The sequence below is a fragment of the Amycolatopsis tucumanensis genome, assembly GCF_021654135.1.
GTDB classification, from domain to species: Bacteria; Actinomycetota; Actinomycetes; order Mycobacteriales; family Pseudonocardiaceae; genus Amycolatopsis_E; species Amycolatopsis_E tucumanensis.
This window is the reverse complement of record NZ_JAKGSD010000016.1, coordinates 65,591-81,848: the sequence shown is the minus strand read 5'-3', so window position 1 is coordinate 81,848 and position 16,258 is coordinate 65,591. Positions and strand designations below refer to the sequence as shown.

12 protein-coding genes and 1 pseudogene are annotated in these 16,258 nt (G+C 69.0%); 11 read left to right on the top strand and 2 right to left on the bottom strand.

Going from position 1 to position 16,258, the window contains the following annotated elements; genetic code table 11:
• Window positions 1-478: 478 nt before the first annotated feature.
• A complete protein-coding gene (locus L2C96_RS17845) occupies window positions 479-2,263 on the bottom strand; it encodes a sigma-54-dependent Fis family transcriptional regulator (RefSeq protein ID WP_237337025.1) in 1,785 nt (594 codons plus the stop codon).
• 334 nt (window positions 2,264-2,597) lie between these two features.
• Between L2C96_RS17845 and L2C96_RS17840 the strand changes: the two genes are divergently transcribed.
• The 7 genes and pseudogenes from L2C96_RS17840 to L2C96_RS17810 all read left to right on the top strand — a co-directional run bounded on the left by L2C96_RS17840 (window position 2,598) and on the right by L2C96_RS17810 (window position 9,653).
• Entirely contained in the window at window positions 2,598-3,740 is a 1,143-nt protein-coding gene (locus L2C96_RS17840) for an LLM class flavin-dependent oxidoreductase (protein ID WP_237337024.1), read from the top strand.
• Between the two features lie 131 nt (window positions 3,741-3,871).
• Window positions 3,872-4,780, top strand: coding sequence for an alpha/beta hydrolase (locus L2C96_RS17835; protein ID WP_237337023.1), 909 nt, complete (start codon window positions 3,872-3,874; stop codon window positions 4,778-4,780).
• Window positions 4,777-5,304 carry a flavin reductase family protein gene (locus tag L2C96_RS17830; RefSeq protein WP_237337022.1) on the top strand — a complete coding sequence of 176 codons (528 nt, stop codon included), beginning with the start codon at window positions 4,777-4,779 and terminating at the stop codon, window positions 5,302-5,304. Before L2C96_RS17835 ends, L2C96_RS17830 begins: the two co-directional genes overlap by 4 nt.
• Before the next feature lie 57 nt (window positions 5,305-5,361).
• Window positions 5,362-6,195: a mycofactocin-coupled SDR family oxidoreductase gene (locus L2C96_RS17825; RefSeq protein WP_237337021.1), complete on the top strand. Its 834-nt coding sequence runs from the start codon at window positions 5,362-5,364 to the stop codon at window positions 6,193-6,195.
• A 34-nt stretch (window positions 6,196-6,229) separates the two neighbouring features.
• Window positions 6,230-7,213: an acrylyl-CoA reductase (NADPH) gene (gene acuI / locus L2C96_RS17820; protein ID WP_237337020.1), complete on the top strand. Its 984-nt coding sequence runs from the start codon at window positions 6,230-6,232 to the stop codon at window positions 7,211-7,213.
• A 535-nt stretch (window positions 7,214-7,748) separates the two neighbouring features.
• Window positions 7,749-8,195, top strand: a pseudogene (locus tag L2C96_RS17815) (formylglycine-generating enzyme family protein); the annotation flags it as partial.
• 96 nt (window positions 8,196-8,291) lie between these two features.
• Entirely contained in the window at window positions 8,292-9,653 is a 1,362-nt protein-coding gene (locus L2C96_RS17810) for a sulfatase family protein (protein ID WP_237337019.1), read from the top strand.
• Here L2C96_RS17810 and L2C96_RS17805 read toward each other — a convergent pair.
• Window positions 9,650-11,101, bottom strand: a complete 1,452-nt coding sequence (locus tag L2C96_RS17805; RefSeq protein ID WP_237337018.1) for a sulfatase family protein — start codon at window positions 11,099-11,101, stop codon at window positions 9,650-9,652. The genes L2C96_RS17810 and L2C96_RS17805 overlap by 4 nt on opposite strands.
• Before the next feature lie 88 nt (window positions 11,102-11,189).
• Between L2C96_RS17805 and L2C96_RS17800 the strand changes: the two genes are divergently transcribed.
• From L2C96_RS17800 to L2C96_RS17785, 4 genes are all read left to right on the top strand, one after another.
• Window positions 11,190-12,986, top strand: coding sequence for a sulfatase (locus L2C96_RS17800; RefSeq protein WP_237337017.1), 1,797 nt, complete (start codon window positions 11,190-11,192; stop codon window positions 12,984-12,986).
• A 46-nt stretch (window positions 12,987-13,032) separates the two neighbouring features.
• Window positions 13,033-13,629 carry a TetR/AcrR family transcriptional regulator gene (locus tag L2C96_RS17795; RefSeq protein ID WP_237337016.1) on the top strand — a complete coding sequence of 199 codons (597 nt, stop codon included), beginning with the start codon at window positions 13,033-13,035 and terminating at the stop codon, window positions 13,627-13,629.
• A gap of 130 nt (window positions 13,630-13,759) precedes the next feature.
• The gene (locus tag L2C96_RS17790) at window positions 13,760-15,313 is read left to right on the top strand and encodes an ABC transporter substrate-binding protein (RefSeq protein WP_237337015.1); all 1,554 of its coding nucleotides are present in this window, start codon (window positions 13,760-13,762) and stop codon (window positions 15,311-15,313) included.
• On the top strand, window positions 15,310-16,257 hold the full coding sequence (locus tag L2C96_RS17785) for an ABC transporter permease (RefSeq protein WP_020418665.1): 948 nt from the start codon (window positions 15,310-15,312) through the stop codon (window positions 16,255-16,257). Before L2C96_RS17790 ends, L2C96_RS17785 begins: the two co-directional genes overlap by 4 nt.
• Window position 16,258: the final 1 nt, after the last annotated feature.

Genomic DNA, 16,258 nt, shown 5'->3' with positions numbered 1-16,258 from the left:
CGGCTGCGTCTGGGGCCACCGACGGTGCACGGTGATGCCGGACCCAGGCCGATTGTCGCAGGATTGGGCTGAAGTGAGTTGTCGCAACTTGCGACAGTTCGATCATCGCCGACGCCGCCCGCTCGCTGCCGCGCACACTGCGGCCGGTTGGCGTCTGCTCAAATGCACGCAGATGCGGGCTGCGCTCCTGGTGCCGATTTCGGCATCGAGGTCAGGCCCGGGGGAAGAGGGTGCGCGTCGAGTATCTCCTCGACCTGCTCGGCGACCCACCTGCTCGCCGACGCCGGCATCGCCCCGTGACCCGCACCTCCGGCACCAGCATCGAAAGCGAGCATCCAGCCCGGACCGGCAACCGCAAGCTCAACCCCGGGTTCTTCCTCGCCGCATCATCCGTAATGCCAGAAAAGTCTTCTTGATGGCAAGTTGACCAAGTGGTGGCCGGAGAGTGCGGGCGTTGCGGCGCCCGGCCTCCTTCCGGTCAGTAAATGCTGGCGGAGAGATCGAGGCCGAGTGCTCTGATTTTCCGATACAGGGTCGATCGCGCGATGCCCAGGGCAAGCGCTGCTTGGTGCTTGTTGCCTCCTGCCTCGCGCAAGGCCTGGAGAATCGTCTGCGCTTCGATCTGCTCCAAGGTGGCGAGCTGGCGTCGCGCGGCGCGGGCTACGTACTCAGGCGGAAGGTCGTCGGTACCTATCTTCGTAGCGCCGCTGCCAGTGACGGTGCGGCGCACCAAGGTCTTGAGCGAGTTGAGGTTGCCCGGCCACTCGAGTCGAGTCAGGGCCTGGACGACCTCCGGGGTCCACTCGACTGAGTTCTTCGCTCCCGCCACCTGTTCGGAGAACCGCGCGAGCAGGCCGGGGAAGTCGTCGAGGCGCTCGCGCAGCGGGGGAACCTCGAGGACGGACTCGAAGTGGTCGAGCAGGGCGTTGTGCACGGCGGGCTCGCCGGACCTGCGCTGTGCGGTGGCCAGTAGCCGTCCGGGCGGCGTGCGGCGCAGCGCGGCCAGTGTGGCGACAGCGGTTGACGGCTCCAACGAGTCAACGTGCCGTATGACCAGGACACCAGTGGGGTCCTCGAGTTGCACGTGGAGGTGCTGGACCCAGCGGCCGTCCCCCAGTGCCGCCGCGTCGACCGCATCCACGACACGGACAGTCTGTGCGTCCTGCAGCGCCTCCGCCACCGCGAGCCGGCCCGAGCCTGGCTCGCCCACGACCAGCACCGGGCTGGTTCCGTTCCGTAGGCGGTGCGCCTGGCGGCACAGTGCGCGCCACTTCTCGGATCTGCCGACGAGGCCAGGCAGCAACACCGAAGGCTGGGGAAGGGCGCGGGCTTCGGTCTTGCGCCGAGTGGCGGATGCTTTTCGAAGGAACAGGATCGCGCCGGCGTCCGTGTCCTGCCCGGACAGGGGACAGCAGTCGACGCTGAGCACCTCGCCGTTCGGCAGTGTCAGGCTGGTCGGCCCGCTCCTGCGCTCACGGAGGCTGCGCCGCGCGTGTTCCCACAGCAGCGTTTGATCCACGCCGCCCAGCAGGCGAGCAGCGGCCGCGTTGGTGATGACGGTCGTCATGTCGAGCGCCACGATGGGGTGACGTACGTCCCGATTGTAGGTCGTGTAGGCCTCGAACAGGCGTTGTTCGCGCTGGCAGGCGCGGGCGCGCAGCGCCTCCTCGACCGCCGTGATCAGGTCGGTCACCCAGGACAGCATCAATGGAGTCGTGTCCGCCACCCGGCAGATCAACGAGACGCTTCCGAGCAGCGTTCGCCTGACCGGGTGGACGACCGGCGCGCTCGCGCAGCTGTACTGCTTGAACTCCTCGGAGAAGTGCTCGGGACCACGGATCAGCTCGGGCCTTCCGGTCAGCAACGTGACGAGCCCTGTCGTGCCGACCGTTGACTCATCCATCGTGAAACCGGCGGCGACGCCCTTGGCGTCAAGGTCCGCGGCCATTTCGTGGTCGCGCACCCATCGGCGCAGCAGGTTCCCGTCACGGTCAGTCAGTACCAGTGCGCACGCGCTCTGGTCGAGTGCTGCCGCTCGCTTCTCGACAATTGAGGTCACCGTCCGGGACAGGTAGTTGTCGAGCTCGATCTCGGCAAACTCCACGGGCGAGACGGCCTCGGGGGCCAGGCCTTGCAAGCGGGAGCGTCGCCACGACTCGTAGACGGTGGGACGAACGACCGAGGATGAATGGGTCGATACGTCAAGCGAGCTCGAAAAGATGTCGTCCCGTGCCTTGGCGGCTGTTCGAAGCCAGTCGTTCATCTCTTGGTTCCTTGACTCGAGCATCGTTGCCCGGTGGTGCTACCAGCGCATCCGGCCGCCGAGGGCCATCCGAGGCTGTCATCTCGTCTGGCCTCCTCCCGTGCGCTGCGAGGAGCTTGGGGCCGTCACGCTGCGGCCCGGCGCCCACCTTGTCGTCGATGTTACCTCAGTCACGCCTCGCGCAGTGTCCCATAACGAGACAGTCAGAGGCGGCCTCCTGGTTGTCGCAATTCGACACAGGTGCGGTCCGGACGTCACATCGTCGCAGAATGCGACACATCGAACCGCGCCTTCGGTGACAGAGTTAACGGCGTCGAAAGTAGCGCGACACCCGATGGACACGTCGATCCATCTCAGCGGCAAGAACGTGGAAGGAAATTTCCCCGTCGCACCAGGAGGACGCCGAATTATGATCCCCAGTTTCCAGCTTCTTTTCCAGAATTCGGACCCGAACCAGTCCGATGCGGAGCTCTACCGCAAAGACCTCTACCTGGCTGAGCTGGCTGAGCCGCTCGGCTTCTCAGCCATCTGGTGCGTCGAGCACCACTTCGATGCGCAGTACTCGATGTGTCCCGACAACATGCAGCTGCTGTCCTATTTGGCTGCGAAGACGAACTCGATCGAGCTCGTCCCGGCCGCGGTGATCCTGCCATGGTGGACCCAGCCCCTCCGGGTCGCGGAGAAGATCGCGATGCTTGACATCCTCGCCGAGGGACGCGTGCGACTCGGTCTCGGTCGGGGCCTCTCGCGGATGGAGTACGCGTCGCTCGGCATGGACATGAACGAGGCGCGCGAGCGGTTCGACGAGTCCGCCGAGATGGTCCTCCGCGCCCTCGAGACAGGTGTGATCTCGGGCGACGGGCCGCTGTTCCCACAGCCGTCAGCCCCGATCGCGCCCGCCCCGCCGCGGGGGTTCCGCGACCGGACCGTGTGCATCGCCATGTCGCCCGACTCCTTGGATGTCGCGGCGAATCTCGGTGCCGCCATGGCGACCTTCGTCCAGTTCCCGATCGAGAAGCACGCCCCTCTGATCGAGTCCTACCGGGAATCCTTCCGTAAGAAGCAGGGCCGCGAGGCGCCTGCTCCGACGCTGACCGAGTTCGTCTACTGCGCGGAGGACCCCGAGGAGGCCAAGCAGACCGCGACGGAGTACATCTCGCGCTACTTCATCCAGGTCATGCGCCACTACGAGTTCGGCGGGACGCACTTCGCCGGCACGTCGGGCTACGAGTCCTACAACGCGGTGGCCGAGGTGATCCGCGAGGCCGGCCAGGAAGCCTCCGCCGCCGCCTATGTCGACGCGCAGACGTGGGGTACGCCCGAGCAGATCATCGAGAAGGTGAGGGCGCGACGTGCCGTGATCGGCGACTACCACCTGAACTGCGCGTTCACCTACGCCGGTCTGCCGCACGACAAGGCCGAGGCGAGCATGCGGTTGTTCGCCGAGAAGGTCATCCCGGTGTTGAAGGATCTCTGACCAGTTCTGCGGCTCGTGGCCGGTCGCGCGGACTCAGTCCTCGACGACCGGCCCCAGCGCCGGGCGAAGCCGCTGCCACCCACAACGCCGGCGAGGCCGCAGCGACCACCGATCAACTCTTGAGGACAATCATGCCCAGTGTCGAGTCCGACGCGTTGCGCGTCCACTTCAATTCCTTCACCGAGCGTCTCGCCGCCAACCCTGACGCGGATCTCGCGACCATCCGGGCAATGCTCGAGGAACTGCACGCCCGCAGCGCCGAGCCGACGGATGTCACCTACGCGGAGGTGAACGTCGGCAAGTGTGCCGGCATCGTGTGCACACCCACGAAACACACGGCCAGGGGTGCCGTGCTCTACCTGCATGGTGGTGGGTTCGTCGGCAGCTCGATGCACACGCACCGGAAGCTGGGCGGACACCTGGCCCGTCTCCTCGGTGCGCCGGTTGTTGTCCTTGACTACCGGCTGGCGCCCGAGGCTCCCTTCCCGGCGGCGCTCGACGACGCGGCCGCTGCCGTGGAGTGGCTCCTCGGCCAGGGATTCGCTCCGGAGGACATCGCGTTCGCCGGCGACTCGGCAGGCGGCAACCTGGTCACAGCCCTCGCGGTCCGGCTGCGTGACCAGGGCCTGCCGCTTCCGGCCGCCATCGTGGCCTTCTCACCGTGGCTCGACCTCACGTGCACGGGCCCGACCTTCGAGACCAATGCGGCGAGCGACGCGTTCGTGCAGCGGCCGGTCGCGGAGAACATGGCCGCCATGTACCTGAACGGGACCTCACCGACGGACCCCTTGGCGAGCCCGCTTCATGCCGACCTCCGGGGACTGCCGCCGATCTACGTGGCCTACGCCGACCAGGAAACGTTGCAGAGCGACAGCGAGCGATTCATAGAACGCGCCCGGGCAGCCGGCGTCGACGTCACGGCCGAGCTCTCGCCCGGCATGCAGCACGTGTACGTACTCATGGCCGGACGTGCGCCTGAGGCGGACGCCACGGTCGCGAATGCCGCCGCTTGGCTTGCCACCAGGTGGGGGAAGCAGTGAGCACTCCAGTGCAGACGAAGCTGACCCCGCCCGCCGACACAGACGACCTCCGGCGTGTCTTCGGAGCCTTTCCCAGTGGCGTCGTCTCGGTGTGCGCGCTGGTGGACGGGAACGCCGTCGGGATGGCGTTCAGCTCCTTCACCTCGGTCTCCCTCGACCCGCCGCTGGTTTCGATCTGCCCTGCCCACAGCTCTCGCACGTGGCCATCGCTGCGCAGAGCTCCCCGGCTCGGGGTGAGCGTGCTCGGGGTTTCGCAGGCGGAGACGGCGCGCAGGCTCTCGTCGCGGAATGGAGACCGCTTCGCGGATCTGGAGGTCGCGAGCAGCGAGGACGGAGCACTGTTCCTGCCGGACGCGGCCGCCTGGATCGACTGCACCGTGGAGGCCGAGCTGCGGGGCGGAGACCACGATGTCGTGCTGCTCCGTGTACAGCGGATGGCGATTCCGAGCGACGCTGACCCCCTGGTGTTCCACGCCTCTTCCTTCCACCGGCTGGACCCGCTGGCCGGCTCCGGCAGAGGGTGACTGCTGCCGCAATCGAAGTCGAGTTCACCAATAGCGAAGTAACTGTAGGAGGACATCATGGCTGGAAGGGTTGAAGGCAAAGTCGCCTTCATCACCGGCGCCGCGCGCGGACAGGGCCGGTCACACGCACTGCGATTGGCGCAGGAGGGCGCCGACATCATTGCGATCGACGTCTGCCGGCAAGTGCCGTACGAGGTGAGCGCCGCGGCGACCGAAGAGGACCTTGCCGAGACGGAGCGGCAGGTGAAAGGTCTGGGCCGGCGCATCGTCGCGAAGCAGGCGGATGTGCGGGACTTCGACGCCGTGAAGGCCGCGGTGGAGGAAGGCGTCAGTATCCTCGGGCGGTTGGACATCGTCAGCGCGAACGCTGGGGTCGTCGGCACCCCGACCACCACGGAGTCGCTCCCCGAAGACGAGTGGCGCACGATGATCGACATCAACCTGACCGGCGTGTGGCACACCGTCAAGGCAGCGATCCCCAGCCTCAAGAACGCCGGTCGTGGGGGCTCGATCATCCTTACCAGTTCGGTCGCAGGTCTCCGTGGATACGCCAACATGGCGCACTACGTGTCGGCCAAACACGGGGTTGTCGGATTGACCCGCACACTCGCGATGGAATTGGCACCCGACAGTATCCGGGTCAACAGCCTGCATCCCACGCAAGTCAACACCGACATGATCCACAACCAGCCCATCTACGACCTGTTCGCGGGTAAGCAGGGCGCCACGAAGGAGGAGTTCGCGGCGGCGTCGAGCCGGCTGCAGATGTTGCCTGTCCCGTGGGTGGAGCCGGTCGACATTTCCAACGCACTTCTCTTCCTGGCAAGTGACGAGGCCCGGTACATCACTGGTGCGGCGCTCGCCATCGACGCGGGGAGCAGCCTGCTCTGATCGATCTGGAAGCGATCGTCACCGGAGGAGAATCATGTTCAAAGCGATCCTCATCGACCGAAGCAACACCGACTACCAGGCCGAGGTGCGGAACCTCGAGGAAGAGGAGTTGCCCGACGGCGATGTGACCGTGCGGATCGTCCACAGCAGCCTCAACTACAAGGACGCACTCGCCATCACCGGTAAGGGGCCCGTCGTTCGCAGCTTTCCGATGGTGCCTGGCATCGATCTGGCCGGCGTCGTCGAGTCCAGCGGCGACCCGGCCTATGCGCCAGGCGACCACGTCCTGCTCAACGGCTGGGGCATCGGAGAGACCCACTGGGGTGGGCTCGCTCAGCGCGCCCGGGTGCGAGGAGAGTGGCTTATCCCGCTGCCTGCTGGACTCGACGAACGGCAAGCCATGGCCGTCGGGACCGCGGGATACACGGCGATGCTGTGCCTCATGGTGCTGGAGAGCAATGGCCTGACGCCGGAAGATGGGGAGGTTCTCGTCACCGGCGCCAGCGGTGGAGTCGGTAGCTTCGCGGTCTCATTGCTGGCTCGACGCGGCTATTCGGTGGTCGCCGCGACCGGACGGCCATCCGAGGCGGGTTACCTGCAGCGGTTGGGAGCCGGCACGATCATCGACCGGGCCGAGCTGTCCGAGCCCGGACGCCCGCTCGCCAAGGAGCGATGGGCCGCGGCGATCGATTCGGTAGGCAGCCACACCCTCGCCAACGTCTGTGCCGCGACCCGCTCGGAGGGCCTCGTTGCGGCTTGCGGAATGGCGCAGGGTTTGGATTTCCCCGCGTCGGTCGCGCCCTTCATCCTGCGGGGAGTGCGCCTGCTGGGCGTCAACAGCGTCACTCAGCCCTACACCCGCCGCAAGACCGCGTGGGAGCGGCTGAGCCGCGAGCTTCACCTGGCGCACTTGGAGGACATCAGCCAGGAGATCGGGTTGAGCGAGGCGATCCCGACAGCATCGAAACTGCTCGACGGCCGGATCAGAGGCCGGATCGTCGTCGACGTGAACAGCTGAGCAGGGGTTTGGGAGGGCGCCTGTTCTCTGGAGATTGCGCAGGCGGTACGCGCCAGGATGGTCGTGCACTGGCACACTTGGAGACCTGCCGTCAAAGCTCGCTGAACGCAGGAATTCCCGTACGTCCATCCGGCGCCGCCGCGTCCACGCACCCCGCGAGGAACGGGTCCGGCTGTCCGAAGCACTCCGTTCAGTGCGGGCGGACCTCGCACACCACGTGGCCACCGGCAGCGCGACGAACGTTCCACCGATGGATGGCACGCGGCGAGGCCGGAAGAGTCATCCCGACCTGACCGACGTTCATTTCGAACAGCAGCGTCTCGAGTTGGGGGACGTCGCCGCGGAGAACCGGACTGTCGTGGTCGCGGCCCCGCTCGAGGGCAAGCGGAGGTACAGGCGAAGCAGGAGCGAATCTGGAGCGGGGTGCATTCCACTGTTGCCTTGAACGGCCCTCAACGCGCTCCAACTTCCCGATCCTGGCCAGGTGATTCTCGGTTTCCGCAGGTCAGTGTCTTGTGTCCGCCGCACTGGGGGGCACGTGTCCTGGCACGACGCGGTGGCCTACTGCGACTGGGAGGGCCGGCGCCTGCCGGCCGAAGCGGAATGGGAGTACGCGGCGCGGCGCGGTCTCGACCAGGCCCGCTACCCGTGGGGTGACGAGCTGACGCCGGGTGGGGAACACCGCTGCAACATCTGACAGGGCCGCTTCCCGGTGCACAACACCGAAGAGGACGGTCAGGTCGGAACAGCGCCGGTGGACGCGTTCCCGCCCAACGGTTTCGGGCTGTACAACGTGTCGGGCAACGTGTGGGAGTGGTGCGCCGACTGGTTCGACGACGCCCACGCGAACCGGGCGATGCGCGGCGGGTCGTACCTGTGCCACGACTCCTACTGCAACCGCTACCGCGTCGCCGCCCGCACCGCGAACATGCCGGACAGCTCGAGCGGGAACCTGGGCTTCCGGACCGTCGCCGACATCTGAGCACCCGGCCGTGGTTGCCTTCGCGGGTCCGCCAGGGTTACCGTGTGCCACGTTACCTACCGAGTACTCGGTAGGTAAGAGTCCGGAGGTGTCCGCGTGCACGATCGTCCCAACATCCTGTGGCTGTACTGCGACGAGCTGCGTGCGGACGCGCTCGGCTGCTACGCCGAAGCCGGGGGACTCGCGCCACGCACCCCCCACATCGACGCGCTGGCCGCGGACGCCGTGGTGTTCGACCGCTGCTACACCAACTCACCGGTGTGCGTGCCGAGCCGCACCTCGACGCTGACCGGGCTGCCGCCGGAGCGGACCGGTGTCTTCCACAACGAGGCCGCCGCCGGTGGCTGGCCGCTGCCCGCCGGGCTGGTGACCTTCCCCGAGTTGTTCGCCGGCGCCGGGTACGCGACCGCCAGCTTCGGCAAGGAGCACCTCCCGCCCGAACTCAAGCCGTGGCAGGTGGACGACCACACCGGGGCCGGGATGCGCGATCCGCTCTCCGGGGCCGACGAAGGCTCACTGGTGCGGACGCCGGGCATGCGGTTCGTCGTCGGCGGACGGCATTCCGGGGAGGAGTTCGTCCCCGAGGAGGTGGCGCGGCGGGCGATCGCCTGGCTGCGCGCGGTGGACGGCCCGTTCCTGCTGCGCGCGTCGTTCCTGCAGCCGCACACGCCGGTCGTGGCGCCCGAACGCTGGGCCCGGCTGTTCCCGCCGGACGCCCAGCCCGGACACGCCCTCGACGGCGATCCGGACGGCAGCCGCTTCGACCGCCGCTTCGCCGAGCTCAACGGCGGGCGCGAGATGCCCGAAGCCGAGCTGCGGCAAGCCCAGGCCGACTACCTGGCGCTGGTCGCCTGGGTGGACGAGCAGATCGGGCTCATCCTCCGGGAACTGGAGAACCTCGGCCTGGCTGGGAACACGATCGTCGTGCTCACCTCCGACCACGGCGTGCACCTCGGCGAAGGGGGCGCCTTCGGCAAGCACACCTTCGCCCCGCAGAGTCACCGGGTTCCGCTGATCGTCCGGCGGCCGGGCCGGTCAGGTGGGGAGCGCCGCGACGATCTGGTCCAGTCGCTCGACCTCGCCCGGACGCTCCTCGGGGCGGCGGGCATCCCGGCTGCCGCGCCGATGGCGGGGCGTGATCTGTTCGGCGAGCCGGAGCCGGACCACGTCCTGGCGACCATCGGCTACGGTGACCCGGCGAGCCGCGCGTTCCCCAACCGCGACGAGGGCACCTGGGACGACGGGAGGGGCTGGCCGCGGCGCAGCTGCATCCGGACCCGGCGCCACCGGCTGGACGCCACCGTCCGCATCGACGGACGCCCCGCCGCAACCGGCGAGGAAGACGTGTTCCTGGCGGACTCGCTCGCCGATCCCCGCGAGCTCCGGAACCTCGCGGAAAGCGCGGCGCACGAGGAAATCCGGGACGCCCTGCTGCGCGAACTGCGCGCCCGCACCTAGGGAGTGCACCTCGGTGCGGGCAGGTCGACCGCGGGTCGCCGGGGGTCGCGGCCGGCGGGGAGGACGTCGGCCGTGGTGGCCAGCCACGTGAGGACGGCCTGGCGCATCCGCTCCTCGACGGCCGCGAATTCCGCTCGTCCGGCGAGGTTGCGCGTCTCGGCCGGGTCGGTCCGGCGGTCGTACAGCTCGGGTGGTTCGTAGAGCCGCCAGACGTAGGTCCAGTCGCGATCGCGGGCCGCGAACGCCTTGCCGACGAGCCGGGGGTCTTCGTGCTGGAGTTCGCCCTTGAGGTCGTAGGGGAACGCGCCGCGCTCGAGCCGGGGCTCCTCTTCGGCCAGGAAGCCGCCCTCGCTGAACGCGTACGTCCGGTGCTCGCCGTCCGGGTCGTCGAACAGGTGCCGCAGACTTCGTCCATAGTGGACGTGGCCGGACTCGATGCCCGCGAGGTCGAGCAACGTGGGGAAGACGTCGACGAGTTCGACGAGCGCGTCGGTCGTCCCGGCCGGCACCGGGCCGCCGCTGAGGATGAGCGGGTCGCGGGTGACGCACGCGTGCATCGCCGACGGCCACTTCTCGATAACGCCGAAGTCGCCGAGGTATTCGCCATGGTCGGCGAAGAAGGCGACGACGGTGTCCGGGCCGAGCGCGGCGACGATCCGGCCGACGTGGGCGTCCAACCGGGACACCATGCCGTGGTAGACGGCGGCGACTTCTTGCCACACCGGCAGTGTCGCGCGGTCGAGGCCATACTTCTCGCGGATGGCGGCGAGGTAGGCGGGACCGGTCCCCGGGGGAACGGGCGCGGGCTGGGCGTTGCGGTCGTGCAGGGAAAACCACGGCTCGGCGGCCTCGAACGGGCAGTGCGGTGCGATCAAGGGCACGAAGAGCACCCAAGGCCGGTCCGGCGGATCGGCGAGCCACGATTCAGCGGTGCGGACCGCGGCCTCGTCGAAGTCGAGGGCGTCGTCCAAGACTTCGCCGCCGTAGAAAAGCCGGTCCCACAAGGAGTCTTCAATGCCGGAAAGAGCGGGACGGCGGCGCCGCCGCTCGGCGGGCGCACCGCCCCAGCGCGCCCCGGCCGGGACCTCGGTGAATCCGTGCTCGTGCACGCTGAGCTCGGTCGCTCCGGGGGCGAACGTGTCGCCGCGGTCGCCCGCCCACACGACGTGGTAGCCGTGGTCGCGGAAGGTCCGCAAGAAGTTCGGCTCGTCCGGCCGCAGCAGTCCGTCCAGGGTGCGGTGCCCCGCGGTGTGCGGGTACCAGCCGGTGAGGAACGACGCCCGGCTCGGCGAACACACCGGGTGCTGAACGAAGGCATTGGTAAACGTCATCCCCGCGGCGGCGAGCGCGTCCAGGTTCGGGGTGCGGGCGTGCTCGGCGCCGAATGCGCCGAGCGCGTCGGCGCGCAGCTGGTCGGCGACGATCACGACGAAGTCGGGTGGGGCCACGATGCCTCCGGGGTTGCCTGGGTGCCGGGGTCCGGGGTTGGATGTGGTCACGCTACCTACCGAGTACTCGGTAAGTAAAGGAGGTCCCGTGAAGGCGATCGTCGTGATGTTCGACAGCCTCAACCGCCGCCACCTGCCCGCCTACGGCGGCCAGGACGTGCACGCGCCCAACTTCGCGCGGCTCGCCAGGCGGACCACCGTGTTCGACAACTGCTACGCGGGCAGCATGCCGTGCATGCCGGCCCGCCGGGAGATGCACACCGGCCGCTACAACTTCCTCCACCGCGGCTGGGGTCCACTGGAGCCGTTCGACGACTCGGCCCCGCAACTGCTCACCGACGCCGGCGTGCACACCCATCTGGCCACCGACCACGCGCACTACTGGGAAGACGGCGGCGCCACCTACCACAACCGGTTCCGCACCTACGAGTTCTTCCGCGGCCAGGAAGGCGACTTCTGGCACGGGCAGGTCGCCGATCCAGAGCCGGCCCCGGACCTCAAACGGCTCCGGCGCCCCGCCTACCGCCAGGACCGGGTGAACCGGCAGCACCTCGCCGACGAGGCCGACCACCCGCAGACGCGGACCTTCGACGCGGGCTTGCGCTTCCTGGACGTCAACCACGCCGAGGACGGCTGGTTCCTGCAGATCGAGACGTTCGACCCGCACGAGCCGTTCTTCAGCTACCCGCGCTACCACGACCTCTACCCCGAGGACTACGACGGCCCGGAACTCGACTGGCCCGACTACGCCCAGGTGCTCGAAACCCCGGAGCAGGTCGCCCACGTACGCAACCGGTACGCCGCGCTGCTGTCGATGTGCGACCACTCGCTGGGCCGGGTGCTCGACCGCATGGACGAGTTCGACCTCTGGCGGGACACTCTGCTGATGGTCGTGACCGACCACGGGTACCTGCTGGGGGAGCACGGCTGGTGGGGCAAGAACGTGCCGCCGTGGTACGACGAAACGATCCACACGCCCCTGTTCGTCTGGGACCCTCGGGCGGGCGCCGCCGGCGAGCGGAGATCGGCTCTGGTGCAGACAATCGACTTCGGGCCGACACTGCTCGAGTGGTTCGGCGTGCCCCGGCCGCCGGACATGCAGGGGCGGCCGCTGCGGGACGTCGTCGCCGCCGACGAACCGGTCCGGGAAGCGGCGTTGTTCGGCGGGTTCGGCGGGCACGTCAGCGTGACCGACGGCCGGTACGTCTACATGCGAGCCCCCGCGACCGAAGCGAACGCGCCACTGGCGGAGTACACGCTCATGCCGACGCACATGATGGCCCGCTTCGCGCCCGAGGAGCTGCGCGACGCCGAACTCGTGCCCCCGTTCGCGTTCACCAAGGGCGTCCCGGTCCTGCGGACGCGGGGCCAGGCGATGTCCAACCCGTACGCGTTCGGCACGCTCCTGTACGACCTCCACGAGGATCCGGGCCAGGAACGGCCGCTGGTCGACGACGAGCTGGAGCTGCGGATGATCGGGCTGCTGACCCGGCTCATGCGCGACACCGACGCGCCACCCGAACAGTACGCGCGGCTCGGCCTGCCGGAGCACGGCGATCCCGGCCGCGAGCACCTGCAGGTGCGGCGCCACTGGGCTCAGGTCGAAGCGGCCCGGGAACCGATCCGCCGCGAGGACTACCCGCGGGGTCCGCTGAGCGCGCACACCCCGCTGCGCGAGCTGCTCGCCGATCCCGGCGCCCGTGCGGTGCTCCAGGAGCGGGTGCCGGGACTGCTCACCGGTCCACTCGCCGCCGTGGCCGGGGGATTGAGCCTGGTCGAAATCGCCGCGATGGCCGTCGGTCTGCTGCCCCGGGCGAAGCTCCAGGCCATCAGCGACGCCCTGATCAGCGACGACCAGAAGTTACTCGGCAGTACATCTTCCTAACTTACCGAGTACTCGGTAAGTTAGCCGTATCGATGGAAGGAGCCGCATGACACGAGCAGAGTCCGGCCGGGTCCGCTTCCCGGCCGCCGAGCGGCGGGAGCAGATCCTCGCCGTCGCCGCGGACGCGTTCGCCGTCGCCGGCTTCCACGGCACCAGCATCGCCGAGGTGGCGGCGAAGGTCGGGGTTTCGCAACCCGGGCTGCTGCACCACTTCCCGAGCAAGGACGCGCTCATCCTCGCCTTGCTGCAGCAGCGTGACCTCCAGGACGAGCAGGCCCTGGCGGCCGAGTTCGCCGGTGTCGACGCCTCCACGCGCGAGTGGCTGGTGGCGCACTGCCGCCGCAACGAGACGCAACCCGGTCTCGTGCGGCTGTTCACCGTTCAATCGGCCGAAAGCCTCGACCCTGCACACCCGGCCCACGAGTTCTTCCGCGAACGCAACCGCCGCGTCCGCGGCCACATCGTCCGGCTGATCGAACGCGACCAGGAGACGGGCAGGCTGCCCGCCTCGCTCGACCCGGCGGACACCGCCGCCGAACTGGTCTCGCTGATGAACGGCCTGCAGTTGCAATGGCTTCGCGACCCGTCGGTCGACATGTGTGGCATCTTCGAGACGAGCATGCGCCGCCTCGAAAAGCGCTGACCACGCTCTCGCGAAGCGCTGCCGCCCCGGCGGCAGCCCGGCTTTCCCGACCCCGCACCGGCCGCTGACGGTCCGGTCGCCGCGTGTGCGAAACGCGCCGGCGAATCCTGACTCAACGAGGAGTCCTTCCATGCGCTCAGGCGTATCCAGAATCCGCGGTGCCCTCCTGCTGACCTTGTCGGCCGTCCTGGTGGCCGGCTGCCAGTCCGCTGTGGACCTGCAGCAGCAGGCGGCGTCCGGTTCGTCGACGGCCGCCTGCCGCCCCGGCGGCACCCTCGTCGTGGCGAACGCCCAACCCCCGATCCCCGGCCGCATCCTCGCCCAGGGCGCGGCGAACCTGTTCTGGGTCCGTGGTGTCTTCGAAACGCTGCTCGCGGTGAAGAACGGCGACGTCAAGAACCCGGAACCACTGCTGGCCTCCGCGTGGAAGCTGGGAGCCGACGACCGCAGCGCCGTGCTGACGCTGCGCCAGGGCGTCACCTTCCACAGTGGACGTCCCTTCACCGCGGCGGACGTGCTGTACACGTTCGAGCAGGCCCTCACCCCGGCCAGCCCCTCGATCGACAAGCAGATCATCGGTGGCTGGCAGATCGAGGCTACCGGTGACCACGAGGTGACGATCCGCTCGAAGACGGCCTTGTCGCCGGTGCTCGCGAGCGTCCTCGATGACACCCCGATCGTCGATTCGGAGACCTACGCGGGCCTCGCCGACGGCAGCAAGATCATCGGGACCGGCCCGTTCAAGGTCGAGGAGTACCAGCCGGGCTCCCAGATCGTGCTGGTGCGCAACGACAAGTACTGGCAGCAGGGCCTGCCGCACCTGGACCGGATCGAGAACGTCGTCATCCCGGACTCGACCGCGCAGCTGGCCGCACTGCGCTCCTCGCGGGCCCAGCTCGCCGGGGGCCTCACCACGCAGGACGCGCAGACCGTGACCCGCCAAGGCGACCAGTTCCAGCTTCAGAACACCCTGCAGGCGGCGTACTCGCTCGTCCTCGACACGACCAGCGGCGTCTTCGCGGACAAGACCGTCCGGCAGGCCGTGGGCTACGCGATCGACCGGGACCGGATCAAGCAGCAGGTCTTCGGCGGGCTGGGCACCACCGCGGGCCTCATCTGGCCGCCGGGCGACACCTACCCGAAGGACCTCGAGAACACCTACCGGTACGACCCGGCCAAGGCCCGTCAGCTGATCCAGCAGGCCGGGGCGACCGGCGCCGCGGTGCCGATCACCATCATCAACAACCCGCAGCTGCAGGCCGAATACCAGATCATCGCGAACAACCTGACCGATGTCGGCCTCAAACCGAACCTCGTCGCGCTGGCGGCGCCGGACTACCAGGCGCGGCTGGCGGCGCAGAAGGGCGGGAACTACCTGTCCTTCCGCGGCGTCGCCGACACCCCGTCGCTGATCGCGCAGACCAACCCGGACGTGCGGCTGCAGGGCGCCCACCGGCAGTTCGGCAGCCCCGAGTACACCGCACTGGTGCAGGGTCTCGTCGAGGCCGGAAGCGGCCCGGACGCGGCCAAGGCCGTGCACGACCTGACCGCCTACATGCTCGACCAGGCCGTCCAGCACGTGGTCGTCACGACGCCGGGCATCATGGTCCGCTCCACGGCGGTCGGCGGTACCACCTTCACCTCCGGCGGGCTGCTGTCCCGGGAAACGTGCCTGGTCCGATGAGCCGGTTCCTCCTCCGCCGCCTCCCGTCGATCGTGCTGGTGCTGCTGGCCACGAGCGTGATCGCCTTCCTGCTGCCGCGCCTGGCACCGGGCGACCCCGCCGCGGTGATCGCAGGCCCGGACGCGTCCGCGCAGACGATCGCCGCGATCCGCGCCCAGCTCGGCCTCGACCAGCCGTGGGTGACGCAGTACCTGCACTGGCTCGGCGGCCTGTTCACCGGCGACCTCGGGCAGTCCTTCCAGTACGGCAGGCCGGTCGCCGAGCTGATCGGCGACCGGCTCGAAAGCACGGTCGAGCTGGCCGTGCTGGCCGGGGTGTTCCTCGTCGTGTTCGGCATCGGCCTCGGCGTCCTCGCCGGTTCGGCCCGCAGCCGCTGGGCGCGCACCCTCATCGGCGGCGCGAACACCGGTCTGCTGGCCGCCCCGCCGTTCCTGGTCGGCCTGCTGCTGATCCTCGTCTTCGGGGTGGCCGTGCGGCTGCTGCCGATCAGCGGCGAGACGCCGGTGCTGGACAATCCCTCCATCGGGTTGCAGTACCTGCTGCTGCCCGCGCTGGCGCTCGCGCTGCCCATGTCGGCCGGCGTGGCGCGGCTGGTCCAGACGTCGATGGTCGGCGTGCGCCAGGAGGACTTCGTCGACCTGGCGGTCGCGAAGGGCGTGCCGTCGCGGCGGATCAGCGTCCGGCACGTCCTGCGCAACAGCCTCGGCCCGGCCGTGGTGGCGATCGGCATCCGGTTCGGCGACCTGCTCGCCGGCGCCGTCGTCATCGAGGCGATCTTCGCCCGCAACGGGCTGGGCCAGCTGGCCGTGTCCGGCGCGCAGAACGCCGACTACGCGGTCGTCCAGGTGCTCATCGTCGGCACGGTGTTCATCGCGGTCCTGGCCCAGCTGCTCACCGAAATCGCCCTCGCGGCGCTCGACCCCCGCATCCGATTGGGGCAGTGAC